A 25,266-nucleotide genomic window follows, 5' to 3' on the forward strand; every position below is an offset into this window, starting at 1 on the left:
ATGAAGAAAAGATTTCTGTTTCTGGTAGTGGTTCTAAGTATAGTTTTTCTCATAAGTGGCTGCCTCAACGTGGGTATAATCCCCACTTCGGGGGGTTCAAAGAGCATCCAGTGGACAGTAATGGTTTTTTTAAACGGCGACAACGACCTTGAACAGGCAGCCTGGGCAGACCTTGCCTCTATGGAAAGCGTTGGGTCCAGTAACCAGGTAAAAGTGGTTGTTCAGTTTGACCAGGCTCGGGGAGGAACTGCCCGTTATCTCGTGAACCAGGGTGGCTCAACACTCCTTGAAAACTTGGGAGAAGCCAATATGGGTGACGGTAATACCTTGGTTGATTTTGTACGCTTCTGTGCGGGAAACTACCCTGCCGAGCACTATGCGCTCATCATCTGGAACCACGGCTATGGCTTCAAAGGGAACAGTAAAGACATCTCCTTTGATGAAACCTCTGGCGGCGATGCCCTGACCATACCCGAGCTGGCCAGTGCCCTGCGCCAGACCAGAAACTATACAGGAGGAAAAATTGACCTTTTGGGAATGGATGCCTGCCTCATGGCCCTCCTTGAGGTAGCCTATGAATTGCGCGATTGTGCGCAACTTCTGGTCGCTTCCCAGGAATCGGAACCGCTTGAGGGATGGAACTACCCCGTATTCCTGCAAGCTTTGAACAGTAACCCCTCAATGAGTGCTTCTAATCTTGCCCACTCCATAGTGGACTCCTACATTAGCTCTTACTGGGCCCAGAGTATCACTCTCTCTGCGGTAGACCTTACCAAGGTAAGTACTCTGGCTCAAGCAGTGGATGAACTTGCTTCAGCCATACTCAGCGATTCACTGACTCCACCTTCCATATACCTTGCTCTTGGCGACTCTGCCCAGTACTTTGATGACTATGACTATGTGGACCTTGCTCATCTTGCCCTGTTACTTTCAGGAGACCCCCGCATTGGAAACAGTGTTGTAAAAAGCGCTGCTTCCCAGGTATACAATCTGGTTAAAAGCACAGTCCTCTATTCTCGCACCTCAGGGTCAGGCGTCTCCAACGCTCACGGACTCAGCATTTATTTCCCCTATAAGCAGTATCTCTCCAAGTACGAAAGCCTTGTCTTTGCACGCAGTACCCGCTGGGATGAATGCTTGCGTTTTCTAATGAGTTACCGGTAAAGGAGGGAAACAGGTTGCGCTGGCTGGCCATTTTTGGGCACTCCTGCCTAATTCTGGGTTGTTATCTTATTGCCTGGGGTCTGGCCCTGCTTCCGGTAAGCCAACCACACCCGGTTGATATTCTTAAAAAACCTCTTTTCTGGGGTATGTTTTCGGTAATGGGAGGAATTTGTGCCAATTTGCACAGTTCCTGCCGTTGCTTGCAAAGCACACGCTACGCGAAATATAACCGGGGGGTGGACTGAGCAACTTTCACCTTTTGCCTGACAAGGATATAATACTCAAACAGGGTAGACACATTCTGGGAAAGGGGGTTAGAGCTAATGAAGTTCTTTATCGATACCGCCCAGGTGGAGGAAATCAAAAAAGCACTGGAGCTGGGTATCCTGGATGGAGTAACCACTAATCCCACCCTGGTTTCCCAAACTGGCAGAGGCTTTAAAGAAGTAATTACCGAAATTTGTAGCCTGGTTCCGGGTCCAGTTTCTGCAGAAGTGGTAAGCCTGGATGCTCAGGGCATGATTCGCGAAGCCCGGGAGCTTGCCAGCTGGGCACCAAACATCGTGGTGAAAATTCCCATTACTGAAGAAGGCTTGAAAGCCATAAAAGTCCTCTCTCAGGAAGGCATAAAGGTGAATACCACCTTGATTTTTCAGCCTATTCAAGCTTTGATGGCTGCCAAGGCTGGAGCTCGTTATGTAAGCCCCTTCGTGGGAAGACTTGATGACATATCCAGCAACGGTCTGCAGCTTGTGGCCGACATCGTTCAAATTTTCAAAAATTATGGATTTACCACTGAAGTAATCGTGGCTTCCATTCGAAATCCCATGCACGTTGTGGAAGCTGCCAAGATGGGAGCACACATCGCTACCATTCCCTACGCAGTCATTTCCAAACTGGTCAAACATCCCCTCACCGACCTGGGTATCAAGCGTTTCCTTGAAGATTGGGAGAAAGTGCCCGACAAACCTTTCTAAACCAGAAGATTGTACAATTAAAAAATAGGAGGTAGCACATTGAAGATACCAGAACTGATAGAAAACCTTCCACGCTCTGGAATCCGAGAGCTAATGGGTCTTGCTCTGCAGATTAAAGATGCCATTCACCTGGAAATTGGGGAACCGCATTTCCCCACTCCTTCTTTGGTGCTTGAAAAACTCGCCGACTTCTACTGGAAGGGAGAAATAAAATACACGCCCACTGCGGGTATTGCCTCGCTGCGCAAGAAAATTGCTGAGAAATTTTCTTGGGAGAAAAACTGGCCCATTTCAGAAGAGCAGGTAATCGTCCTGCCTGGTTCGCTTTTTGGAACCGTGGTCGCTTTCCGCGCTCTTCTTGACCACGGTGAGGAAGCGTTGCTACCTGACCCCGGCTTTACCAACCACTTTGCCCAAGCCATCCTGTGCGGGGCAACCCTCAAGCGCTACGCGCTTCTGCCTGAGAACAGTTTCCTTCCCGACCTCGCTTCCATTCGAAGAATGGCCAGTAGCCGAACCAGGATGATTCTGGTCAACTCGCCCTCCAACCCCATTGGTGTTACTTTCGATGAATCCACAGCTTCCGAGATAGCCAAGCTGGCCGAAGAGCTGGATTTAATAGTCATTGCCGACGAAGCATATGAGAAATTCATATATCAGGGAAACTATACTGGAATGCACCGCTTTGTAAACCCTGAGCGACTGATTAGCCTCTTTTCCTTCTCCAAAACCTATGCACTTTCTGGATGGCGCATAGGCTGCATGGTAGCTCCGGTGAAGCTGGTTCCTGCTCTCTCCAAAGTCGCTGAGTACCTCATAGCTTGCAGCTCTCACATCTCCCAGAAAGCAGCAGAAATTGCCCTGGACCTGCCGGAAGAAGAAGTAAAAAAGATGAGGGATTATTATGCTTCCAACGTGGAAATTGCCTGCCAACTGCTTGAAGAGGGAAAAATGAAGTTTTTCCGACCTCAGGGAGGGTATTACGTGTGGGTAGATGTACGAGAGTATGGAATGCCCTCTCTTGAGTTCTGCAAACAGCTGCTCGCTGAAGAAAAGGTGGCTCTGGCACCAGGCGAGACTTTCGGAGAAAATGGAGAGGGTTTTGTGCGCATCTCCATCTGCCGCACCCACCAGGAAGTGGAAGAAGGAGTTAAAAGGCTGGTTCGTTTTGCAAGGAGAAGAGCCTCATGAGTCGGTTACGAATCATTATCACCGTTGGTGACCCGGCTGGCGTGGGTCCTGAGATAGTGGTCAAAACCCTTGCCAGCTGGGATATCGACGCCCAACCTGTTGTGGTTGGTGACCGCTGGTTACTTGAGAAAGCACAAAAGTGCTGTGGTGTATCCATTTCCTGGCAGGAGGTCACACCATCTTCCGATTTTCACAACGCAAAAAGCGACCTTCCCCTTCTGGTTAGTCCTCAGGTTTTCCCCGAAAGCTTCTCCTCCTGGGGCAAGGTCTCCAAAGAAGGAGGCAAAGCTTCTTTTGAGTACCTCCGAAAAGCTGTAGAACTCATCAAAGATGGCCAAGCTCAGGCTTTAGTAACCGCACCTCTCAATAAAGAAGCACTGCATGCAGCCGAAATTCCCTTTATCGGTCACACTGAAATCCTCAAGGAATTAACTGCCTCCCGGGATGTGTTTACCATGTTCCAGATTGAAAACCTGCGAGTTTTCTTTTTTACGCGCCATCTGCCACTCATTGAAGCCATCCAGAAAATAACCAGAGAGGGTTTGTTATCATTCTTAAAAAAGATGGACGCATATCTGCGAAGGTTGGGCATAACCAATCCTTGCATTGCCGTAGCCGCTCTCAACCCTCACGCTGGAGAAGGGGGTCTTTTAGGCACAGAAGAGCAAGAAATCATTGCTCCCGCTATAGAGGAAGCCCAAAAAGCGGGCATAAACGCAGAGGGACCGTTCCCTGCTGATTCCATCTTTTTCTTCGCCTGGCAGGGTTCTCACGATGCAGTTCTCTCTCTGTACCACGACCAGGGACACATCGCCACCAAATGCATCAACTTTTTTAAAACAGTGAGCGTTACCTTAGGATTGCCGTTTATAAGGACCTCACCGGACCATGGCACTGCTTACGACATAGCCTGGTCAGGCAAGGCTAACCCGGAAAGCATGCAAGAGGCTTGTCGCATAGCCGCTCATTATGCCACAGTTTACCGCCCACTTTGAAAGTCGGGTTTGAGAATCAGCCCGGCAAGTGGCGGCAAGGTCAACTCGATTGAATAGGGGAACCCGTGGCTGGGTTCCCTCGTCGCCATCACTCCTCCCCAGTTGCCCAGGTTGCTGCCTCCATAGATTTCGGAATCACTGTTTAAAAGTTCCCGGTAAAACACTGGAAAGGGCACTCCAATGCGATAGTGAAAGCGAGGAACAGGCGTAAAGTTGCAAACGAACACCAGGCACTCTTTCTCATCCTTTCCAAACCGTAAAAAAGAAATGACTGATTGTTCCACATCACTGCAATCGATCCAGCGGAAACTCCGAGGTGAAGTCTCGCTCTCCCAAAGTGCCTTTTCCCGGCGATAAAGCATTTGCAAATCCCGAACCATGCGGTGAAAAGCACGGTGATTTCTGTCCTTAAGGAGAAACCAGTCCAGTTCTCCATCATGGTTCCACTCTCGCCACTGCGCAAAGTCATTGCCCATGAAAAGCAACTTCTTCCCCGGATAACCAAACATGGCTACCATGGCTAAGCGCAGATTGGCAAACTTCTGCCAGGTATCCCCGGGCATTTTGTTAAGCAGGCTCCCTTTACCGTGCACCACCTCATCGTGAGAAAGAGGCAAGATAAAGTTCTCCGAAAAAGCGTACATAATGGGGAAGGTCAGGTTCTGGTGATGGTACTTCCTGTAAATGGGGTCCTTGCTCATGTAGGTTAAAAAATCGTTCATCCAACCCATATTCCATTTAAAAAGAAAACCCAGCCCCCCCACTTCCGGAGGAAGAGTTACCCCGGGCCAGGCCGTGGATTCCTCAGCAGCAGTGAAAATACCTGGAAACCACTGGTAAACCACCCGATTGCAGGTGCGCAGAAAATCGATGGCTTCCAGATTCTCTTTACCTCCAAAGGCATTGGGAACCCATTCTCCAGGCCCACGTCCATAATCGAGATAAAGCATGGAAGCCACCGCATCAACCCGCAGTGCATCGATGTGATATTCCTGAAACCAGAAGACAGCATTGGAAATAAGGAAGCTCCGTACCTCCTCCCGGGCATAGTTGAAAACCAAGCTTCCCCAGTGAGGGTGCTCTGCCTTACGAGGGTCAGGGTATTCAAAAAGGGGTGTCCCATCAAAGCGAGCCAACCCGTGGGCATCTTTTGGAAAATGGGCCACTACCCAGTCAAGAATCACACCCACTTCATGGCGGTGACAGTAATCAACAAAATACTTAAAATCCTCCGGTCTCCCATAGCGGCTGGTGGGAGCAAAATAGCCGGTCACATGGTAGCCCCAGGAACCATCAAAAGGGTGCTCAGCAACGGGCAAAAGCTCTATATGCGTGTAACCCATCTTTTTCACATAGTTCACCAAAAGATGAGCCAGCTCGCGGTAATTAAGGAAAGCACCGTCTTTCCCTCTTTTCCAGGAACCAAGGTGAACTTCGTATATGCTCACTGGTTCTTCAAGAAGGTTTCGAGACTTCCTGCGCTCCATCCAATCTGCATCCGAGAAAGCAAATTTTTCTTCACTGCGGTACACCACCGAAGCCGTTTTGGGACGCAATTCGCTCAAAAACGCAAAAGGGTCAGCTTTGAGCAGGAGATATCCCTCCTGGGCTCGAATTTCAAACTTGTACTTTTCACCCTCCCGTACTCCGGGAATGAATATCTCCCATATCCCAGAAAACTTAACGTTCTGCATCTGATGAACTCGCCCATCCCAGTGGTTGAAATCGCCAACCACACTCACTCTGCGGGCATTGGGCGCCCAGACCCGAAAGCAAACTCCCTCAACACCCCTGCGCTCTTCAAAATGAGCTCCCAGAAAATGAAAAGCCTGATAATGCGTGCCTTCCTTAAAAAGATAAACGTCCAGGTCAGAAAGCAAAGGCTCAAAGGAATAAGCATCAGCGGTCAGATATTCTCCCCAATCAGTTTCCACCCGGAAAAGGTAATCAACTGGCTCCGGCAAAGGTAGGGAAGATTCAAACAAACCCTCAGCATGCACCCTGCAAAGAGGCCAGCTTTTTTTTCCTTCTTCTAAAATTATCCACACCTTTCGGGCATAAGGCAAAAAAGTACGCACCACAACACCATTCCCACCATCCAGGCGGTGCATGCCCAGAACTCCAAAAAGGTTCTCGTGCTCCCCTCTACAGATTTTCTCCACCTCATGTGCAGGCAAAGAAGCAGAACTACCGGTAGAGTCGCAATTTCTCATAGGTAACCTCCCTTACCACTTCAGGGTACACCCGATACGGTATAGTGAGCCGCTGCGGTTTTTCAGAAAGCAGCGGGAAGGGGAGAGCATGTAAGTTCACCTTCTGGTTATAAGCAAAAATCATCAGCTTCTCCAGGTTAACGGTGTCGGCAACATTGTAGGCAAGCAGGGTCTCCAGAGCCTCAGGACACCCATCAAGGTATTTTTGCCAGAGCAAAACCGCCTCAAAACCACCTATTCCCCGCAGGGGACCTCGGTCTATGCCTATTGCGCGTTCACAAATCTTGAGGCCTCCCCGCAACCCCAAACTCTTTAACACAAAGCGCAAGTCGATATGCACCTGGCAAAGCTCAATGCCAAAAAAACGTTCTATAAAGGGGATATCAAAGGATTTCCCGTTGAAGGTAATCAGAATTTTGTAGTGGTTCAGGTCCTGAACCAGCTCGTCAAGGTTAATCCCGAAAACGTAAGTTTTTACCTTTTTTCCGTCGTAAAGGGTTGCCACTGTGATATAGGCATCAGGACCCATTCCAGTGGTTTCAATATCCAGAAACGCGGCAAGGTGCCTGAACTGAGGGAAAATCCTCCAGCGGTTAAAATTGCCCAGCAAGTGGTCAAAAAAAGCCACTTCTTCTTTCTCGTATTTTTCAAAGGAGCGCAAAAGATAGGCATACACCCGGCGGGAAAGAGGAGGAGGGAATAACTGAAAAAAAGAGGGATCCTGCAAGGCATCCTGCCAGGAAAGAATGCCCAGTTCCCATATTTTGCGCTCCTTTTTCTCGCCTATCCCCGGTATGTGGCAAAACGTCTGCAAAAGCATGGTATTCACACTCTTTTCACTCTGAATCTTTCGCCAGCAGTTTTTAATATTTTGCCAGATATCCAAAATATTGTAAAATAGACGGCAGCATCCACTTGCTACACCTCAAAAGAGGAGGTACTCAGTTTGCAAATCAAAAAGATAGGAATTTTGAGCGCTGGTGGGGACTGCCCGGGCATTAACGCAGTCATCCACGCTGTGGTTAAAAAAGCCATACTTGACCATGACCTCGAAGTTATAGGCTTTCTGGACGGATTCCAGGGTATGGTGGAGAAAAGATGGAGAAAGCTGGAATACAACGATGTATCAGGAATTATGCCCTTGGGAGGCACCATCCTGGGCACTTCTAACAAAGCTAACCCTTTTCGCTACCCAGTATGGGAAAACAAGGAATTGCATTTTGAAGACCGCTCTGAGCAAGTCATTGAAACCTATCAAGAAACAGGCATTGATGCCCTCATCTGTATAGGAGGCGACGGGACCTTTCACATTGCTCAGCGTTTTTTTGAAAAAGGGTTGAATGTAATTGGCGTTCCTAAAACCATCGACAACGACTTAAACGGCACCGATTTGACCTTCGGCTTTGATTCAGCGGTGAGCGTGGCCACCGAAGCCATTGACCGTATTCACACCACTGCCCAATCCCACCACCGGGCAATGGTCATTGAAGTGATGGGGAGATATGCGGGTTGGATAGCGCTGGAAAGCGGAATTGCTGGAGGTGGAGATGTTATTCTCATCCCGGAAATTCCCTTCGACATGGAAGGGGTATGTCGTTTCCTCCAGAAAAGAATTGCCGCTGGCAAAAGGTTCAGTATCATTGTGGTAGCTGAGGGAGCAAGACCTAAAGGAGGAGATTACGTAATTCAGAAAAAGGTTGTCGAAAGCCACGACCAGATACGTTTGGGAGGCATCAGTTACCTGGTAGGGCAGGAAATTGAAGCCCGCACTGGCATAGAAACCCGGGTGGTTATTCTGGGGCATTTGCAAAGAGGCGGCTCACCTACTGCCTTTGACCGCATCCTGGCCACCCGTTTTGGAGTTGAAGCAGTGAAGCTGGCTGTCCAGGGAAAATTTGGCTACTTTCCAGCCTTGATTGGGCAGGAAATCCAGCCCATGCCCATTAAAGAAGCTATCGCCTCTCTCAAAACCGTTCCTTTAGACCATCCCTTGCTCGATGTAGCAAGGTCCATGGGTACTTATCTCGGCGATTAGGAAGGAGAAAGGCTATGCTTGAAGAACGACTGCAAGTAGCGCTTGAAATTGCACAGCGTGCTGGTGAATACGCCTTGCACAACCAGAAACGCATAACCAGCGTGGACGAAAAAAAGCGGGACACCGACCTGGTCACCAACGTGGACCGGGAAGTTCAGGCCCTGATTACTCAGGAGTTGAAAAGCCGTTTCCCTGAAGATACGGTATGGGGAGAAGAAAGCGACCATCCTTTAAAGGACTTTTCCTCAACCTGGGTCATCGACCCCATAGATGGAACGGCAAACTTTATGCATGGTATCCCCTTTTTCTCGGTATCCATTGCCTACTTTGAACACGGATCACCAGTAATTGGAGTTATCTTTGCTCCTCATTTCAAGGAATCTTTTTACGCTTGTCGAGGAAAAGGAGCCTTTCTGAACGGGGAACCAATAACCGTATCCAGCGTTGAAAACCTCAACCGGGCCATTTTCGGAACCGGTTTACCTCATTCCGAAGATGCCTGGAAAAGAATCGAATCTCTGTACGCATCACTACTTCCCAGGTGCCAAGCCATCCGCTCTCTGGGAAGTGCTGCTCTGGGGGTAGCGTATGTGGCTTGTGGGCGAATGGAGGGCTATTTCCAGGCCGACCTGTCTTTCTACGATATCGCTGCTGGAATCTGCATTGCCCAGGAAGCGGGAGCACTCATTTTTGACCTCGCTGGAAACCCCTGGAGCACCGAGAGCCATTCTCTACTGGTGCTCAGCAAAAATCTGTCTGAAGAAAGTCGGTCTTTTATCGCCAAACACCTGGCAAGTAGGTGAGGCTTCTTGAAGGACTTGTTGAAGAAAGCCGCCGAGCTTATCGCAAGCCAAAAACCCTGGGTGGTGCTTACCGGAGCGGGAATCTCCACCGAGAGCGGAATTCCCGATTTCCGAAGCAAAAACACTGGTCTCTGGGAACAGTATGACCCCATGTGGGTGCTCTCTACCGATGCACTTCTCAAGCGTCCGGAGGTCTTCTATGGTACTGGGCTGCGCATTCTCATGCGCTTTGAAAATGCCCGACCCAACCCCGCTCACGAGGTGCTTGCCGAATGGGAAAAAAGAGGCCTGGTTGAAGCAGTAATCACCCAGAACATCGATAGCTTGCACCAGAAAGCCGGCTCTCAAAAGGTGCTTGAAATACACGGCCACCTGCGCAGCGCCCACTGCATGCACTGTGGAAACAAGTACCCCATGCAGGAAGTACAAAGTAAAGTCCAAAAAGGAGAAATACCTCCTCGATGCTCCTGTGGGGGTCAAATCAGGCCTGATGTGGTGCTCTTCGGAGACCTGCTTCCTCCCGATTTTGAAAAAGCGCAGGTCCTGGCCCACAGGTTTCCCATGATGGTGATTGGCTCCAGCCTGACCGTATCACCAGCCAACTTGCTACCTCGCTACGCTCGAAAGCTCATCATCATTAACCTGGAAAGCACTCCCTACGACTACCGTGCAGATATCGTTCTGCACGGTAAAGCCGGGGAAACTCTCACTGCACTGGATGCAGAAATTAAAAAGTTAACGAGGCTTATTCAGTGAGAGAAAAACCTTTGCGACGGTAGTGGATAAACAGCTCCTTCAGAACTCCAGCTACCGGTATGGCCACAATAACCCCCAAAGCACCATAGAGCTTGCCCCCCACAATCAAGGCAAACAGAACAGTTATGGGATGCAGTCCGGTTTCTTTGCCCAGAAATTTGGGTAAAATAACCACACCCTCCACCAGGTTGACTCCCACAAAAAGCGCCACCACCCCCAAAACCAGAAATATGGACTTGGGGGCTGCAAAAGCAAGGGCAGGAATCGCACCGATGACTGGACCCAGATAGGGGATGATGTCAGCAATACCGGCTACTACACCAATCACCAAAGCAAACTCGATACCCATTAAAAAGAGACCCACGCTCACACATATGCCCACAAAAAGGCAGGTCAAAAGCCTTCCTCTAATGAACCCACCCACCACAGCATCAATTTTGCGGAGCAAAAAAACGTATTCCTTACGTTTCTCGGCAGGAAAAAGATTCAGCAAAGCACGCCGGATTTTCACTGCATCGACCATGAAGTAATAAAGAATAAAAGGAGTAAGCACAAAACCTATGAAAATAACATTCATCAGAAAGGAAACCAGGTCAAAGATATTTTTGAGTAAACCAGTCAGATAGGACTGGAGGTTGGCGGTGAGGTTATGCAGAAACTCTTCCAGGGTTGCGGAGAGATTCAGACCTGGGTAACGCTCGTCAATCACCCGAGCTATATCAATGATTTTACCCGCGTATTCAGGGAGATGAGCAGTTAGAGCACGAATCTGGGATATGGTTTCCGGAACAATCAAAAAAAACAGCAGTACAAAAAAAGCGAGTAGGAAAAGGAAAATTAAGGCCACAGAAATTTTCCAGGAAAGACCCCGCCGGTTCAAAGACTTGGCAGCCGGAGTAAGAGCATAAGCAAGAATACCCGCCAGGGCAAAGGGAACCAAGACATTTCGCAAAAGGTAAACCAGATACAGTGCCGCTACCGTTAAGGCTAAATAATAGGCTTTTCTGGCAAAATTTTCGGTATTAGCTGACAAGGTTTTTGTTTCCTTTCCATCATCTGGTATAATATTTGCCCGGAAATTCAAAAAACTAGAGAGAGACAATGCTCCAGAACAAAAAAGTTGTTGCCATAGTTCCAGCATACAACGAAGCGCCACGGATTTCAAGGGTGCTGGACACTCTTTGCAAGGTTTCTTTCATCGACCAGGTTGTGGTAGTCGATGATGGTTCCCGTGATGAAACCTGGAGAGTCGCTTCCGCGTATCCGGTGGTGCTCTTGCGCCATCCAAAAAACTCGGGTAAGGCAAAAGCTCTGGTAAATGCCATCAGAAAAATTCCTGATGCGGATATTTACCTTTTTATAGACGCCGACTTAATTAATCTCCGAGAGGAACACCTGCATTCGCTGGCCTCGCCTTTAGCTATCCACCCCTTTCTGGACATGACCATTGGTGTTTTCAAGGGGGGTAGAGAGTCCAGCGACCTCGCCCAGAAGCTTTTTCCCATCCTTAATGGTCAGCGAGCAGTACGGGGGGAGTGGATACGCAGTTTACCCGACTTTTCCTGGTGCCGCTTTGGGGTAGAAGTGTTTATAACCAGATACGCACGCCAGTTTGGGGGCAATATTGAAATGATACCCCTTTGGGGCATCAGTCACTACCACAAAGAGGAAAAGTATGGACCCTTCCTGGGTTTATACCACCGTATCAAGATGTACCTTGAAATCTTTAAGACCTATCTCTTTTTTGAAAAGAAGATAAAAAATGCGCCTCAAATAATCCCGGAAGCGGAAAAGGAGAGTGAAGAATATGCCAGAGTGTAACCTTAAGGCCAATCTTGCTAAATGCACCTGTTCTTATCCAACTTGCTCTCGCAAAGGCAAATGCTGCGAATGCGTCATGTACCATCGGGCACATGGGGAACTCCCCGGATGCTTTTTCCCAGAAGATGTGGAAAGAACCTACGACCGTTCTATAAAAAGATTCATTGAAGCCTATTATTAGTGGAGTTGACCATCAGGCCTCTTCCACCTTTCACCACCAAACACTGGCGCAGGGCTTACTCCAGGTTTCAAGACAGCTCCTTTTCCTGGGATGAGGAAGAAATCCTGGTGGTAATTGACGCCCATCCCGAACCTGGAGTAATCCTGATTCGGGAGGAGGGAACCGTTGACAGCCCACTTCTCAGAGTAAGCTGGCAGGGACCTTTACGTGAAGAGGGTGTTCGCCAGCTAGTCGCCCATCTTTTGGGAAGCAATGAACCAGTACAGTCCTTTTACCAGAAATTTGCAAAAGACCCGGTAATGAAAAGTCTGACCGAGCAGTTTGCAGGAACCAGAATGCCCCGAACACGAAGCTTCTTTGAAGCTCTGGTCACTACCATCCTGGAACAGCAAGTTTCCATGAAAGCTGCTGCAACGCTGCGGGAACGCCTGATACAAAAATGGAGCTCCAGAAAAGCATTCTTTGCCAAAAAAGAGCTCCCTGCCTTTCCCCATCCAGAAGACATTGCCTCCTGCAGCGTAGACGACCTTTGCCAGATAGGTATGTCCCGGGCCAAAGCCCGGTCCATTCTTCAAGCTGCACAGATGCTGCAACAGGGGAAACTGGATACTCACTCTCTCGAGAAAGAAGACCCCCAGTCGCTAATCGCTTTTCTTGCCACCTTCCCAGGTATTGGGAACTGGAGCGCTCGGTTCATAGTCACCCGCTGGCTGAGTCCGCCAGACGTTTTTGCCTGCTCTGACCTTGGAGTGCGCAAAGCTCTGGGTCAATTTTATTTTAACGGTAAAGTGCCCTCGCCCGCAGAAAGCGAACGCTTCATGGAGTGCTTTTCACCCTGGAGAAGGCTGGCTGGTTTTTACCTTTTGCTTGCCTACACGGGAGGAGATGCAACATGAAAAAAGTGGTTGACCTCACAAAGCCCATCTCTAAAGAAAGCTGGGTTTTTCCTGGACAGCCCCAACCAGTGATTTTCCCCTGGACGCGTATCGAAAATCACGGCTACGCCACCTTTGCTCTCTTCATGGTGGAACACACTGCCACCCACGTTGATGCACCAGCCCATTTCCTTCCCCAGGGCAAAACCATCGACGAAATCCCGCCTGAGTGTTTCTTTGGAAAGGCTACAGCTTTAGACTTAAGCACCTTCCCACCTGGAAGCACCATCAATTTAGAATCCTTCTTTCAAAAGATGCCAGATATAGAAAAGTGCCTCCAGGATGTGGAAATCGTGCTCTTTAAAACTGAAGCAGAGAAATATTACCCGGGTGAAGATTACTTTCGAAAAGCCGTTGGAATTGGCGAAGACCTGGCTGCATTTTTTGCCCAGCACAAAATAAAAGCGGTGGGCACTGACGCTCCATCCATTGACTTTGAGCCTTACCTAACCCACCGCCTGCTGCTTGAAAAGAATATACTGATTTACGAATCTCTTACCAACCTGGGAGCAGTCGCTGGCAAACGCTTCTGGTTTTATGCTTTTCCCCTGAAACTCCAGGGACTTACTGGCTCACCAGTGCGGGCAGTAGCCATTATTGAAGATTAGCCGCTCCTTTCTGAGCCACTTTTAGAAAGTACTGAGCTTTCTCATCATCGGGATGGAAGGTAAGGTATTTTTCAAAAGCCCACACCGCGCGATGATAGTCCTCTACCTTGATTAAGGCTGCACCCAGGAAGTAATAGGCCTTGTCAAATTCTGGATTATTGCGAATCGCTTCTTCAAAAAGCGGTATGGCAGAGAAATAATCACCGCTCTGGTAGGCTACTATTCCCTCTTCAAAGCTGTCCCAGGCTGCTTTTCCGTACTTTTTGTAATTTTCGCACTTTTCCCTGAAGTAGGCTGCATGGTTGTCGTCAGGTGCAAGTTCGAGCACTTTGCCCCAGGCCCAGATGGCCTCGTCATACATTCCCTCCTCCTGGTAGGTGCGGGCCAGCCACTTCCAGGCCTTGATAAAATTGGGTTTGGTGGAAACTGCCTCAATGAAAAACTGAATCGCTTCTTCCTTGCGCCCTTCCTGATAAAGGTTATAACCCTGGTCAAACATTACTTGAGCGTAGCCCTCAGCAGTAACATCAAAGCTATAGGGAGGCTGAACCTCCTCCACAGCCCAAACCGCAGAAAAACTCAAAACCACAAGTAGAATTAACCCCCAAAACCAAAAGCGCTTGAATACCACAATCTCACCTCCCATGGTAAGTATTGTAGCATAGCCTTTTTCAAAAATTTTCTAAAAATTCGGGGTAAACTGGAAACATCACTGTTGACTTCTCTAAAGTGTTTTATTACCATTTTAGTCATGAAAACGTTTTTATAAAATCGTGCATACAAACTCATCAAAAGACAGGAGTGCTTGAAATGACAAACACTCTACTGGTCATGAAAAGTATTTCCAAAAGATTCCCCGGCGTGCAAGCTCTTGAAAAAGTTGATTTCGAAGCTAAAGAGGGTGAAGTGCACGCTTTAGTTGGTGAAAACGGCGCCGGCAAATCCACTTTGATGAAAGTCTTAATCGGCATTTACCCGCCCGATGAAGGGAAAATTTTTCTCAATCAAAAAGAAGTCAGCATCAGCAACCCTTTAGAAGCAGAAAAATTAGGGATAAGCATGATTTTCCAGGAATTCAACCTAATTCCTCATCTCACAGTAGCTGAGAATATCTTTTTTTCCGCGCTTCCCCATAACCGGCTCGGAAAAGTTAACTGGAAAGAACTCTGGGCTAAATCCGAGTTCATCCTCAGAGAATTAGAAATCCCCATAGAGCCCAAAGCCCTGGTTAAAAACCTCACTGTCTCAGAAATGCAAATGGTTGAAATAGCCAAAGCCCTTTCTAAAAATGCTCGCATATTAATCATGGACGAACCAACTTCCGCCCTGACCAGAAACGAGGTTGAAATCTTGTTTAAACAAATCAGAAAACTGACATCACAAGGGGTAGCAGTTATTTTTATTGGACACCATTTAGAGGAAATAAAAGAAATCGCCGACAGAATAACTGTTCTGAGAGATGGCCACAAAGTAGCCACTGTAAACAACGCCGATGTATCTCAAGCGGACATAGCAGCTATGATGGTGGGCAGAAGAATCGAAACCATGTTTCCCAAAACTCAAAATTTATCCAGAAAGGAAGTGGTCCTGACTGTAAAGGGATTAACCAGAAAAGGAATTTTTGAAAACATTTCTTTTTCTCTCAAAAAAGGAGAAGTGCTTGGCATCTACGGCCTGGTAGGCTCGGGAAGAACCCAAGTAGCAAGGAGCATCTTTGGAGAGGATCCTATCGATGAAGGTGAGGTGTTGATTGAAAACGAACCAGTAGTTATCAAACATCCCAAAGACGCAGTAAGAATAGGAATTGGTCTGGTACCTGAAGACCGTTCCCAACATGGTCTTTTGCTTAGAATGAGCGTCAGGGAGAACATTGCGCTACCCAACTTGGAAAAGGTGGCTTCACGAGGGTGGATTAATAGCTCTAAAGAAAGAGAAATGGCTGCCGACCAAGTCAACAAACTTTCCATAAAAACGCCTTCCTTAGAACAAAAAGTTCTGTATCTTTCAGGAGGAAACCAGCAAAAAGTAGTGGTGGCAAAGTGGCTGGAAAAGAATCCTCGCGTTCTTATTCTTGATGAACCCACTCGGGGTATCGATGTTGGTGCAAAAGCCGAAATTTACAACCTGATAGACAAGCTATCTCAGAGAGGAGTTGGTGTTATCATGATTTCCTCGGAACTTCCCGAAATCCTGGGAATAAGTGATCGAATACTGGTGATGAGAGAAGGGAAAATCGTGGCTGAACTAACAAGAGAAGAAGCCACTCCTCAAAAGATAATTATGGCAGCAGCAGGAGGAACAAAAATCGATGAAGAGCCTCAATAACCAGAAAAGCACCTTGAACGTTTTGCGTGGTTTGGGTTCGGTTATCGGATTGGTGGGCCTCTGTGTGATACTGTCCATCATCACACCCACTTTCTACAAGGGAAGCAACATTCTCAACATTCTGCGTCAGGTGTCCGACATCTCCATCCTGGCCGCTGGAGAAACTTTTGTAATTCTCACCGGTGGCATAGACTTATCGGTAGGTTCAGTGCTGGGTTTTTGTGGAGTCATTTTAGCCAGTGTTCTCAAGACCACTGGTAGTACCTTGATGGGCATCCTGGTCGGTTTGGGACTGGGATCTTTGCTCGGTTTCACTAATGGAATGCTGGTCAGCAAAGGTGGGTTGCCGCCTTTTTGTGCTACCCTGGGTATGATGGCCGTAGCAAGAGGTTTAGCTTTTGTATACACCCAGGGCAGGCCCATAAGCAGCTTTGAAAAATCTTTTCGTTTCCTGGGTACAGGATATCTGGGCTTTATCCCCATGCCAGTGATCATTGCTTTCCTGGTGTATCTTCTAGTCTTCATCATACTGAAGCAAACCGTCTTTGGAAGATATGTTTATTCCATAGGTAGCAACGAAACAGCCACTCGACTTTCCGGAATTAAGACAGATTATTACAAAACCATGGTTTACACCATAAGTGGCTTTATGGCAGGATTAGGAGCTGTTATTCTCACTGCGCGTATCAATTCAGGACACCCTTTGGCTGGTCAGAATTACGAGCTGGACGCCATTGCAGCAGTGGTCATAGGAGGCACCAGCCTCTCTGGAGGAGAGGGGTCAATACTGGGAACTCTGGTAGGAGCCCTAATCATGGGAGTTATAAGGAACGGGCTCAATTTAATCAATGTAGACCCGTTTTGGCAGCAAGTAGTAATAGGTATTGTAATTATCGCTGCAGTACTTGCCGACAGCAGGGCCAAAATGGGTAGAGGGAGGTGAGAAAACAAATAAAAAAACAAAAAAGTTTCAGGCAATGGCTGAAGGACAAGTCGCGATCCACTAATAACCGAAAGGTGAAAAATGAAATTTTGTAAACAGGAAGGAGGAACAAAAATGAGAGGTAAATTTATGAGCAAGTTTGTGTGGTTTGTTGTTGCTGCACTACTTTTGTTCGGAGCTGTAGCTTTCGCAGCCGAAAACAAAGTGGTCATAGGTTACTCAGTTCAGGACCTTGGTAACCAGTACTGGCAGATGGTGGCTCAGGGCATTAAGGACCGTGCAGCTGAAATTGGTAACATTGACGTAATCGTACTGGATGCACGTACTGACCCCGCCAAACAGTTAGCTCAGGTGGAAGACCTGATTCAGCAAAAAGTTGATGTTATTCTTCTTTCACCGTGGGATCCAGATCCAGGTGGAAGCTGTGTAGAGGCAGCTAATGAAGCAGGTATACCAGTCATTGTGCTTGACGTGGGAGTGAATTCTGGCAAGATAGAAACCTTTATAGTCTCCGATAATCTCAAAGGCGGAGAAATGGCGGGAGAATTCATAGCCGAAAAAATTGGATACAAAGGCAAGGTAGCTCACATCCAGTGCCAGTTGGGTTATGTCATTCCTGCCTTAAGAGGTGAAGGTTTCACCAAAGTCATGCAGAAATATGGAATTGAAATAGTGGCTAAACAGCCCGCTGATTCCCAAAGGGCCAAAGGCATGACCGTCATGGAAAACTTTATCCAGGCCCACCCTGACCTCAACGCTGTATTCTGTGAAAATGACGAAATGGCCCTTGGCGCACTGGAAGCGGTAAAGGCTGCAGGCCTGGAGGACCAGATCATAGTGGTTGGTTTCGACGCCATTCCTGATGCCCTCTGCTCCATCAAAAACGGAGGGCTTGCTGCTACAGTAGCTCAACAGCCTTATGAAATGGGCAGGATGGGTGTGGATTACGCACTAAAGGTCTTGCAAGGAGAAAAGCTACCCGAAGTGGTATATGTCCCGGTAGCCCTGGTAACTCCAGAAAACGTTGATGAGTTCCTGGGTGGAAGGCCTTGTGAGTGACCGCAAAAATGATTGTGGGGGTAGTCTCAGGCTACCCCCGGACGGTTTCTGCCACCGGATCAAAAAACTCCCAATATCTGTTTGCATTCTGCATAATCCAACCTGAGCCCAGGCAAAAGCCGATGGAATAACCAACTCCAGAACAACCAAAATATAATAAAGCAAACTTCCCGAAAAGGAGTGAGCCAGGCTTTGTCGCAAAGGAAAAGCGTAACTATGAAGGACGTAGCCAGAGAAGCAGGAGTAGCTTTATCAACAGTTTCCCATTTCCTGAACCAGAGCGCACCTCTTTCAGAAGAAACCAGGCAAAAGATAAAAAAAGCGATCGAGAAGCTCAACTACCGACCTAATCTTACTGCGCGCAACCTCAAAAAGAGAAAGACCAACACCATTGGGGTTTTTGTTCCTGACATTGCCAACCCCTTTTACGCCGAAATCTACAAAGGAGTTGCCGACGCAGCGAGAGAGAAAAAGTACAACGTGATTCTATACGCCACCAGCTACCAGAAGGACCGCGAATACGACTTTGTAAGGCTGGTCACCCAGTGGCAGGTAGATGGAGTCATTGTAAGTTACAGCCTTATAGACGAGAATCTATGGTCTAAGCTCGAGAGAGCAGACATACCTCTTGTTCTGGTAGACGTATACCCAGTAAACAACCGCTGGCCTTCAGTTGTGGTAGACAGCGAAACCGGTATTCAGCTTGCTGTTCAATATCTCTTTAATCTGGGACATCGTGAAATAGCCTACCTGAGTGAACCACCCTATATTCTACCCCTGGTCAAACGTCAGCAAGCTTTTATCGATAGCATCAAGCACTTGAAGTTACCTCTTAACAAAGAATGGATTCTGGTTGAGAAAAAGCAGGCCAATCGGGTGGAGATAGGCTATGCGCTGGGTAAGAAATTGCTCTCTGGGAAAAACCTGCCCACCGCTGTGGTTACCAGCTCCGACCTGGTAGCCATTGGAGCCATGAAAGCTTTTCTGGAAAGTGGGCTAAAAATACCCGATGACATGTCCATCGTGGGTTTTGACGATATTATCTTTAGTTCCTACGTCCATCCTTCGCTGACTACCATACGCCAGCCCAAATACGAAATGAGTAAAAAAGGCACTGAGTTTTTGCTCCAGCTAATAGAAAGGCGCGAGTCTTTCGCGCTTCAAGATAAGCTTCACCGTATCAAGCCAGTTCTCGTAGAACGCCTGTCTTGTAGTGCACCCAGAAAGCGTTGAAAAATCTGATAGTTAGCCCGCCTCCTCTTCGGGCAAAGTTTTTCATCCTCCAAAAACTGAATGCCTTTTGCCAGCCAGAGTTCTGGTGCGCTCTTTCAAATCGGGTATAATGGAAAAACAGGAGGTTTTATCTTGGTGGGCAAAATCACACTTGAAGAGCTGACACAAAGAGTCAAAGAGCTTCCAGCACTTCCTGCGGTGGTCCAAAAAGTTATGGAGCTTACGGAAGACCCGCGTTCTTCAGCACAGGATATTGAAGCGGTGCTCAAAAAAGACCAGAGCCTGACCGCCGAAGTCCTGCGGCTTGCTAACTCCGCCTTTTACGGGATTCCTCGCCGCATAAGCACCGTTTCTGAAGCCACGGTTTTTTTAGGCTTTAAAACCGTAAAAAGCGTGGTGCTCACCGCCTCTTGCCGCAGCATGATGCAGAGAAAGCTCAGCGGCTACTTCCTGGAGCGGGGAGAGCTCTGGAAGCACTCCCTTTCTGCCGCTCTTTCTGCCCAGCTTTTGAGCAAAAAGGTGAAATTCCCTCACCCAGAAGCTGCCTACACTGCAGGCCTCCTTCACGACATTGGAAAGCTCATTCTGGACACCTACCTCAAAGAAAGCTACCAGGAGGTTCTCAAGCAGGTGGAAGAGGGAGAGGTTACTTTCCTGGAAGCCGAAGAAGAAATTCTGGGCTTTAATCACGCCGCAGTAGGAGCACGGCTTGCCGAGCGCTGGGGCTTTCCCTCTTCACTCACTGAAGCCATTGGCTTTCACCACCAGCCAGAAAAAGCCAGCGAGGCACCAAAACTCTGCGCAATCGTGCACCTTGCCGACTGGACGAGCGTAACTCTGGGCTTTGGTATGGGTGTGGATGGGTTTTTGTACCGGATGTCTCCACAGGCCCTGGAAATTCTCCAGCTTGAAAAAGAAGCCCTGGAGCATCTTTTGCTTGAGCTTTTTGAGCTTCTCTCCAAAGAGGAAACCTTCTCTTTGTGAAGGTGAGAAACGGTGCGTTTTTCCCAAAAATTTGCTTCAAAAATAGAAAAAAAGAAAATGCATTTTGAAACTTTCCTTTTCGCTTTGCGTAATATATAATGAACGTTGTCGGGGAAGGAAGCTTCGGCTTCGAACTCCCTGAGGTCGAGAGGGAGAAAGTGAGGGAAAACGCAGGACCCTTGCCCTTCGAAGAGCAGAGCTTCCGGAAGCGGGCGAAACCAGGAAAGCCCCTTTCAAAACCCGACGCCTGAAAAAACCTCAAAACATAGAAGGAGGTAGACGTAAATGAAAAAGAGCTTGTGGCTGCTTTTAGTGGTCGCTGCCCTGATTGCCGTTTTTGCCGTAGCCGGCTGTTTGCAGGGAACCACTCCTGAAGAGCCAACTGAACCCGAAGAGCCTACTACACCCACTCCAACTGATTACTGCCCGACTACAACTACCACTACGTGGCAGAAGCTTTACAATAATAATGGCTACTATTTCCAACTCAAGATCAAGTTTGACCAGCCGGTGTTCATTCAGGACCTCGCTTGCTATGAAAACGTAAATAACTGGGGTGTCGAAGTAAGCCGTTACGTGCCTTATAAATGGTATGATTCTGTTCTCACCCTTTGGAAAAGCGCAGTTTACGAAGCAGAAATTGATGCTACAGTCACCGATGTAAAATTCGACGGTGAGGATACCTTCACTTTGACTTTCACAATAATAGATAACGGTGATAGCTATTTAACTGTAGATGGTTATGACGGTCTGATTTGTTCTGAAGCTGATTACAACAGTTTCATAGAACTTGCCACCCGTGAAGACGGAGTTGCAGCCACCGATGGCAGCAAATATGCTGATGTGATCAGCTGGGCCTTCACTGGTACTGCTTCTTGCGGTGTGGTCTACGACGCACAGGGCAATCCATGTGTTGACCTCTGCGAGCTCTCTGGTTCACTGTGCTGTGAAGTGACCTACTGCGAAGAGTGTGAAGAAGTTCCCAACTGCCCAATCGGTGAGGGAACCTGCCTGTAAGGCTTTCCCAATAAAAAAAGCCCCGCATTTGTGCGGGGCTTTTTTTATTTTAACCTCCTTTTCACCACTTCCACGATTTCTGAAGCTAAGGCAAGAGCTGTTTGTGCTGCTTCTTTGTTGTATACCCGGGCTGGGATGTCTTCTGGTAAGCCATTGGGGTAACGGGTGGTCGTATAGTAACTGTCAAGTATGGACCATTTACTTCTTTTTTCAAGAAAGTGGGAATCAAATTCTCCTGCTCTTTCACAGAGCTTACCTATGGAATGCCCCAGCACGATTTCTTCGCCCTGTACGTAAAGATACGCTTTCAGCGCCTTTTCTCCAACCTGCTGAGCAAGAAAACAGCTCAAGTAATAGCCGCCACCTTGGGCAAGATAGCCGGCCCACTTGAGGTCCTCTTCAGCCTGCTCAAGCCACCTCTTTCCCTCTTCTTCAGCACTCTTTCTCATAAAGCACCTTTCCTTCCTGAAGTGCTTTCTTGAAAAAAGGCCGGTCCTTCAAGCGCTCGATTTCTTGGGGAGTGTAAACAAGGAGGTCAAAATCCACCGGAAGCGCAAGAGCCTGGCGCAAAAGGGCCAGGCGGCTCAAAAAGTCGAGGTCGCTTTCCATGACCACCAGGAAATCGAGGTCGGTAAAAAGGTCTCTCCTTCCCCGGGCATAGGAGCCAAAAAGGATGACCTGCTTTACACCAGGGAAACTCTTCAAAACCTCAACTGCCTTCCCAAGTGCGGCATCAAGTGCAACCAGGTGTTCTTTTCTCCTTTCAGCCAGGTCCAAAATCCACCACCTTCACTTCAAAGCTTTCCTGAGCCCCCGCTCGATAAATAAGGCAATGGCACCCCCGCCCAAAGCGGTGAAAAACTGGGGAACCTGCATGGCCTGGGCCACCCGGGGTGGGACCTCCACCAGGTAACGCACCGCTTGAGAAAGGAGCAGGTACTTGCCAAGCGCCGCCAAAACCAAAGCAACGACGCTCAACCAGAGAACCTCTTTTTTTCTGCGCACCAGCGAAAAAATGATTACCAAAAGAGCATTGCCCAGCATGATGAAAGGCACCATGGGAGCCAGGGGTGGCGGAAGAATCCCCCGCAAAAGCGCAATCCAGGGGGTCAAAAGCCCCACCACCACACCACTGCTTACACCGGAAATTGAAGAAGCCAAAAGTAAAAAAGCATTGACCAGAGGGCCGGTGAACCACTGGGGAAGGCCCAGAAACTGCACCGCCAAGGTCAAAGCCAGAAGCACTGCAGTGCGGGTAAGCCACCTGACCCAACCCGAATAACCCTTCACGGCTCCCCATCCCCCCTCTGGCTATGCACTTTCCAAGAGCTCATTGAGCGTTCTCTTTCTTTCTCTTTTTAGGACGGTACTTTCCATAAGTCCCCAGAAATATCTTGCCTCTTTTGGTTCGGCGATCGCCTTTTCCCATAGCTCAACCTCCTTCATCCAGTTTTTTCAGTGACCTCCTCCCACCCTTTTAAAGGGTGAGCTTTCCCGGCGGTAGATCGTAAATTAGTATAGCAAATCTCGCAAGAAGTCCTCCCCAAAAAAGCAGAGCAATATAACTACCCCTAAAAGGCCACTCGAACCGGCTCTCTTCCTTCTCCTTCTACCTCAAAGTACTCTTTCTTGGCAAAGCCCAGAGAGCGGGCAAACAGGTTGGCTGGAAATTTCTCGATGGTGGTGTTGTAGCGGAAAACGGTGTCGTTGTAAAACTGGCGGGCATAGGCAATTTTGTTTTCGGTTTCCGCAAGCTGTGCCTGCAGGTTCTGGAAGTTTTCGCTTGCTCGAAGTTCTGGATAGGCTTCAGCCACCGCAAAGAGCTGGCGCAGGGCTTGGGTGAGCTGATTTTCCATCTGCCCCTTTTCTTGGGGGCTCTGGGCAGAAATCGCCGCCTGACGGGATCGAGCCACGTTTTCGAAAATTTCCCGCTCATGGGCAGCGTAACCTTTGACCGTCTCCACCAAATTGGGAATGAGGTCGTAACGCCTGCGAAGCTGCACATCCACCTGCGCCCAGGCATTTTCAACCCGGTTGCGGAAAGTAATCAGGCGGTTGTAAAGAACTATCAGGTAAAGCCCCACAATGACCAGAATAGCCAGAACAACCCAACCCATACACATCCCACCTCCTCACGAATTTTTAGTAATCACGTTTAACCGGCGCTGGATGAGCCACCTCCGCCGCCCCCACCACCACCTCCTGAAAAGCCTCCACCTACTGAAGACGAAGAGCTCAACGCCTGGCGCAGGTTGGCCATGTTCTCCATGCGGCGAGAAAGTGCATCTAAACCGGAGAAAGCATCCAGTGAAGCCAAGCTGAAAGCGGTGCCGTGTGCTGGATAGTACCAGGAAGGCACCACCAGGTCGCGATGGGTTTCCTCGGCGTAGCGCCGCAGGTTCTTCAAAAGCTTTTCAGCCACACCAAGCACCACCGCATAGACAAGATAACGGTCCCATATATTGAGCAGAGTGGGTGGAGCCTCGCGCAGCAGGGAAAAATCGGTGAGAAATTTCCGAAAGGCCATGAAGCGCCGGAAAAGAAGCGCTGCTTCCCCGCTCCAGCGGCGTAGAACCCGCTGCCCCAGAAGAGCCAGAAAAAGAGCCAGAACCAGGAAAGGCACTCCCAGAAAAACTGCCGGGGAAAAACCGCTCATTACAATGGTCAGGAATATTCCTCCGATAAAGTAAAGAACACCCAAAACTGTAAAAAGGTTTTTCTTGCGCTCAGAAAGGGGATCCAGAATTTTGAAGTAGCGCCGCTCAAACTCCTCGCGCAAATCCCTGCCCCAGCCCTCGATAAAGCGCAGAAAGTTGCTGCGGTTGCCCCGTATTTCCTTACCCCAGCTCTCGATATCCAGGGTGGAAACTTCCTCTTCATTTTTGCTGACTTTAAAAAGGAGGTCCAGTACCTCTACTTCAAACTCGTTGAGCTCTTGAGACACCTCTTCCCTATTGCGGGCTTTATCGCTAAAGCGGAAAACCAGGTATTCTTTTTTGGTCAAAAACCCCTTGCGCTCTTCCTCTCGCACCTCAAGAAATCCTCGCCGGGCAAGGTCCAAGATGGTGGCCAGAAAAGCACGGCTCAGAAGGGAATTATCCCGCTTTTGGCTCAACGCAACCCCCAGAAAGCAGGGAGCAATGTCAAGGGGTGGCTCCTGCTCGTATTCTCTTTGGTAGTCGACCTTGGGTTCTTTACCGTAGCGAAAATAATAGACCACAAAAAGCACCAAGTAGAGGATTCCCAACCCAACCAGTAAAAACCCAGCCATTATGCCCAGCCAAAAGCCCCGAAGCTCTCGGGAAGCAAAGCCTCGTTCCTCTTCAAGAATGGCCCCATAACGTTTTTCAGGAAGCAGTGTTATTCCGCTGAAAACGGAAGGATGGGAGAGAAGGCGCACTTCCACAAAGCTATCAGCGGGAATATCCTGCAACTTGAAGTGCACCGTGCGCCAGTCCTCAGAAAAGGTCATCTCACCGGGCGAGGTTTTACTGTGCACAAAGAGCTTGAAAAGCTCAGGGCTGGGTCGGGGAAGGGTGAAGGTGCTCTCGAGTTCCGAAATCGGTGCGTGTTGGTCTTCAATCACCTTCCAGTAAAACTGGGCCACGTCCTGATAGCGGGCAACAGCTCCCTTGAGCAGATACTTGATGCGAAAAGCGCGCACTTCATCCTGCGCTCGATACGACCAGCGAATGCCTACCGAATTTGCCTCACGCAGGATTTCATAGGGCAGGGGCTCTCCCCTTTGAGCATCCCAGACCCCTTCAAACTGTATGTCTTCCACCCCTTTGCGCAGGATGCGCAGCTCCGCCCAGGAAAAGCTTCCCTCAAAGGAAAAATAGCGGTCTTCGGTTACCTCGACATTGCCGTCGTCAAGCAGCGAAAAAAACTGTACAATACGGGGGTGATAGTAGCTTTTGGCGTAAGCACCACCGGCAAAAAGGAAAACCACAAACAGAGCCAAAAATAAGACCCAGCCTGAACGCTTCATCGCTCCCCCTCCATCAACAAAACTGCCTATACCAT

29 protein-coding genes are annotated in these 25,266 nt (G+C 48.6%); 19 read left to right on the plus strand and 10 right to left on the minus strand.

Annotated features, from left to right (window positions below; genetic code table 11):
- The 5 genes from ACKTT1_RS10785 to pdxA all read left to right on the plus strand — a co-directional run bounded on the left by ACKTT1_RS10785 (position 1) and on the right by pdxA (position 4,327).
- Positions 1–1,164: a clostripain-related cysteine peptidase gene (locus tag ACKTT1_RS10785; protein ID WP_412709581.1), complete on the plus strand. Its 1,164-nt coding sequence runs from the start codon at positions 1–3 to the stop codon at positions 1,162–1,164.
- Between the two features lie 14 nt (positions 1,165–1,178).
- A complete protein-coding gene (locus ACKTT1_RS10790) occupies positions 1,179–1,409 on the plus strand; it encodes a hypothetical protein (protein ID WP_412709582.1) in 231 nt (76 codons plus the stop codon).
- 78 nt (positions 1,410–1,487) lie between these two features.
- Entirely contained in the window at positions 1,488–2,141 is a 654-nt protein-coding gene (fsa, locus tag ACKTT1_RS10795) for a fructose-6-phosphate aldolase (protein ID WP_412709583.1), read from the plus strand.
- Positions 2,142–2,180: 39 nt separating this feature from the next.
- Positions 2,181–3,332 carry a pyridoxal phosphate-dependent aminotransferase gene (locus tag ACKTT1_RS10800; RefSeq protein ID WP_412709584.1) on the plus strand — a complete coding sequence of 384 codons (1,152 nt, stop codon included), beginning with the start codon at positions 2,181–2,183 and terminating at the stop codon, positions 3,330–3,332.
- The gene (gene pdxA, locus ACKTT1_RS10805) at positions 3,329–4,327 is read left to right on the plus strand and encodes a 4-hydroxythreonine-4-phosphate dehydrogenase PdxA (RefSeq protein WP_412709585.1); all 999 of its coding nucleotides are present in this window, start codon (positions 3,329–3,331) and stop codon (positions 4,325–4,327) included. Before ACKTT1_RS10800 ends, pdxA begins: the two co-directional genes overlap by 4 nt.
- On the opposite strand, the gene glgB is transcribed toward pdxA, so the two are convergent.
- Positions 4,312–6,540 (minus strand): 1,4-alpha-glucan branching protein GlgB, encoded by a 2,229-nt coding sequence (glgB, locus tag ACKTT1_RS10810; RefSeq protein WP_412709586.1) that lies wholly within the window; start codon positions 6,538–6,540, stop codon positions 4,312–4,314. The genes pdxA and glgB overlap by 16 nt on opposite strands.
- Complete coding sequence (locus tag ACKTT1_RS10815) at positions 6,515–7,360, minus strand: ribonuclease H-like domain-containing protein (protein ID WP_412710585.1); 846 nt, start codon at positions 7,358–7,360, stop codon at positions 6,515–6,517. The genes glgB and ACKTT1_RS10815 overlap by 26 nt, the downstream gene beginning before the upstream one ends.
- A gap of 126 nt (positions 7,361–7,486) precedes the next feature.
- Between ACKTT1_RS10815 and ACKTT1_RS10820 the strand changes: the two genes are divergently transcribed.
- From ACKTT1_RS10820 to ACKTT1_RS10830, 3 genes are read left to right on the plus strand one after another with little or no spacing between them, the layout of a single operon-like run.
- A complete protein-coding gene (locus ACKTT1_RS10820) occupies positions 7,487–8,575 on the plus strand; it encodes a 6-phosphofructokinase (RefSeq protein WP_412709587.1) in 1,089 nt (362 codons plus the stop codon).
- Between the two features lie 14 nt (positions 8,576–8,589).
- Positions 8,590–9,378: an inositol monophosphatase family protein gene (locus tag ACKTT1_RS10825; RefSeq protein ID WP_412709588.1), complete on the plus strand. Its 789-nt coding sequence runs from the start codon at positions 8,590–8,592 to the stop codon at positions 9,376–9,378.
- 6 nt (positions 9,379–9,384) lie between these two features.
- Positions 9,385–10,134 carry an SIR2 family NAD-dependent protein deacylase gene (locus ACKTT1_RS10830; protein ID WP_412709589.1) on the plus strand — a complete coding sequence of 250 codons (750 nt, stop codon included), beginning with the start codon at positions 9,385–9,387 and terminating at the stop codon, positions 10,132–10,134.
- Here the strand turns inward: ACKTT1_RS10830 and ACKTT1_RS10835 are convergent.
- Entirely contained in the window at positions 10,124–11,167 is a 1,044-nt protein-coding gene (locus tag ACKTT1_RS10835; RefSeq protein WP_412709590.1) for an AI-2E family transporter, read from the minus strand. The two genes, ACKTT1_RS10830 and ACKTT1_RS10835, sit on opposite strands and share 11 nt — an antisense overlap.
- Before the next feature lie 68 nt (positions 11,168–11,235).
- Between ACKTT1_RS10835 and ACKTT1_RS10840 the strand changes: the two genes are divergently transcribed.
- Genes ACKTT1_RS10840 through ACKTT1_RS10855 form a run of 4 tightly spaced genes read left to right on the plus strand, consistent with a single transcriptional unit; the run spans position 11,236 to position 13,679 of the window.
- Positions 11,236–11,955 (plus strand): glycosyltransferase family 2 protein, encoded by a 720-nt coding sequence (locus tag ACKTT1_RS10840; protein ID WP_412709591.1) that lies wholly within the window; start codon positions 11,236–11,238, stop codon positions 11,953–11,955.
- Positions 11,942–12,136, plus strand: a complete 195-nt coding sequence (locus ACKTT1_RS10845) for a DUF6485 family protein (RefSeq protein ID WP_412709592.1) — start codon at positions 11,942–11,944, stop codon at positions 12,134–12,136. Before ACKTT1_RS10840 ends, ACKTT1_RS10845 begins: the two co-directional genes overlap by 14 nt.
- Positions 12,136–13,032 carry a DNA-3-methyladenine glycosylase family protein gene (locus ACKTT1_RS10850; RefSeq protein ID WP_412709593.1) on the plus strand — a complete coding sequence of 299 codons (897 nt, stop codon included), beginning with the start codon at positions 12,136–12,138 and terminating at the stop codon, positions 13,030–13,032. Before ACKTT1_RS10845 ends, ACKTT1_RS10850 begins: the two co-directional genes overlap by 1 nt.
- Positions 13,029–13,679 (plus strand): cyclase family protein, encoded by a 651-nt coding sequence (locus ACKTT1_RS10855; RefSeq protein WP_369018332.1) that lies wholly within the window; start codon positions 13,029–13,031, stop codon positions 13,677–13,679. The genes ACKTT1_RS10850 and ACKTT1_RS10855 overlap by 4 nt, the downstream gene beginning before the upstream one ends.
- Here the strand turns inward: ACKTT1_RS10855 and ACKTT1_RS10860 are convergent.
- Complete coding sequence (locus ACKTT1_RS10860; RefSeq protein WP_412709594.1) at positions 13,666–14,310, minus strand: tetratricopeptide repeat protein; 645 nt, start codon at positions 14,308–14,310, stop codon at positions 13,666–13,668. The genes ACKTT1_RS10855 and ACKTT1_RS10860 overlap by 14 nt on opposite strands.
- 179 nt (positions 14,311–14,489) lie before the next feature.
- On the opposite strand from ACKTT1_RS10860, the gene ACKTT1_RS10865 reads away from it, so the two are divergent.
- The 7 genes from ACKTT1_RS10865 (at position 14,490) to ACKTT1_RS10895 (ending at position 21,240) form a co-directional block, all read left to right on the plus strand.
- Entirely contained in the window at positions 14,490–16,004 is a 1,515-nt protein-coding gene (locus tag ACKTT1_RS10865; RefSeq protein ID WP_412709595.1) for a sugar ABC transporter ATP-binding protein, read from the plus strand.
- The gene (locus ACKTT1_RS10870; protein ID WP_369018329.1) at positions 15,988–16,947 is read left to right on the plus strand and encodes an ABC transporter permease; all 960 of its coding nucleotides are present in this window, start codon (positions 15,988–15,990) and stop codon (positions 16,945–16,947) included. The genes ACKTT1_RS10865 and ACKTT1_RS10870 overlap by 17 nt, the downstream gene beginning before the upstream one ends.
- A gap of 114 nt (positions 16,948–17,061) precedes the next feature.
- A complete protein-coding gene (locus tag ACKTT1_RS10875; protein WP_369018328.1) occupies positions 17,062–18,006 on the plus strand; it encodes a sugar ABC transporter substrate-binding protein in 945 nt (314 codons plus the stop codon).
- A 192-nt stretch (positions 18,007–18,198) separates the two neighbouring features.
- Positions 18,199–19,239 carry a LacI family DNA-binding transcriptional regulator gene (locus tag ACKTT1_RS10880; protein WP_369018327.1) on the plus strand — a complete coding sequence of 347 codons (1,041 nt, stop codon included), beginning with the start codon at positions 18,199–18,201 and terminating at the stop codon, positions 19,237–19,239.
- A 135-nt stretch (positions 19,240–19,374) separates the two neighbouring features.
- Positions 19,375–20,223 carry an HDOD domain-containing protein gene (locus ACKTT1_RS10885; protein ID WP_412709596.1) on the plus strand — a complete coding sequence of 283 codons (849 nt, stop codon included), beginning with the start codon at positions 19,375–19,377 and terminating at the stop codon, positions 20,221–20,223.
- A gap of 98 nt (positions 20,224–20,321) precedes the next feature.
- Positions 20,322–20,474, plus strand: coding sequence for a hypothetical protein (locus ACKTT1_RS10890; RefSeq protein ID WP_412709597.1), 153 nt, complete (start codon positions 20,322–20,324; stop codon positions 20,472–20,474).
- A gap of 34 nt (positions 20,475–20,508) precedes the next feature.
- Positions 20,509–21,240, plus strand: a complete 732-nt coding sequence (locus tag ACKTT1_RS10895; RefSeq protein WP_412709598.1) for a hypothetical protein — start codon at positions 20,509–20,511, stop codon at positions 21,238–21,240.
- 44 nt (positions 21,241–21,284) lie between these two features.
- On the opposite strand, the gene ACKTT1_RS10900 is transcribed toward ACKTT1_RS10895, so the two are convergent.
- The 6 genes from ACKTT1_RS10900 to ACKTT1_RS10925 all read right to left on the minus strand — a co-directional run bounded on the left by ACKTT1_RS10900 (position 21,285) and on the right by ACKTT1_RS10925 (position 25,231).
- Positions 21,285–21,689 carry a HEPN domain-containing protein gene (locus ACKTT1_RS10900; protein ID WP_412709599.1) on the minus strand — a complete coding sequence of 135 codons (405 nt, stop codon included), beginning with the start codon at positions 21,687–21,689 and terminating at the stop codon, positions 21,285–21,287.
- On the minus strand, positions 21,673–22,017 hold the full coding sequence (locus tag ACKTT1_RS10905; RefSeq protein ID WP_412709600.1) for a nucleotidyltransferase domain-containing protein: 345 nt from the start codon (positions 22,015–22,017) through the stop codon (positions 21,673–21,675). The genes ACKTT1_RS10900 and ACKTT1_RS10905 overlap by 17 nt, the downstream gene beginning before the upstream one ends.
- Before the next feature lie 12 nt (positions 22,018–22,029).
- Positions 22,030–22,530 (minus strand): ECF transporter S component, encoded by a 501-nt coding sequence (locus ACKTT1_RS10910; protein ID WP_412709601.1) that lies wholly within the window; start codon positions 22,528–22,530, stop codon positions 22,030–22,032.
- A 40-nt stretch (positions 22,531–22,570) separates the two neighbouring features.
- Complete coding sequence (locus ACKTT1_RS10915; protein ID WP_412709602.1) at positions 22,571–22,669, minus strand: 30S ribosomal protein THX; 99 nt, start codon at positions 22,667–22,669, stop codon at positions 22,571–22,573.
- 142 nt (positions 22,670–22,811) lie between these two features.
- Positions 22,812–23,357, minus strand: a complete 546-nt coding sequence (locus tag ACKTT1_RS10920; protein ID WP_412709603.1) for a LemA family protein — start codon at positions 23,355–23,357, stop codon at positions 22,812–22,814.
- Between the two features lie 38 nt (positions 23,358–23,395).
- The gene (locus ACKTT1_RS10925) at positions 23,396–25,231 is read right to left on the minus strand and encodes a DUF2207 family protein (protein ID WP_412709604.1); all 1,836 of its coding nucleotides are present in this window, start codon (positions 25,229–25,231) and stop codon (positions 23,396–23,398) included.
- Positions 25,232–25,266 lie beyond the last annotated feature (35 nt).

It is taken from the genome of Atrimonas thermophila (genome assembly GCF_045864955.1).
In the GTDB taxonomy this organism is placed as follows: domain Bacteria; phylum Atribacterota; class Atribacteria; order Atribacterales; family Thermatribacteraceae; genus Thermatribacter; species Thermatribacter velox.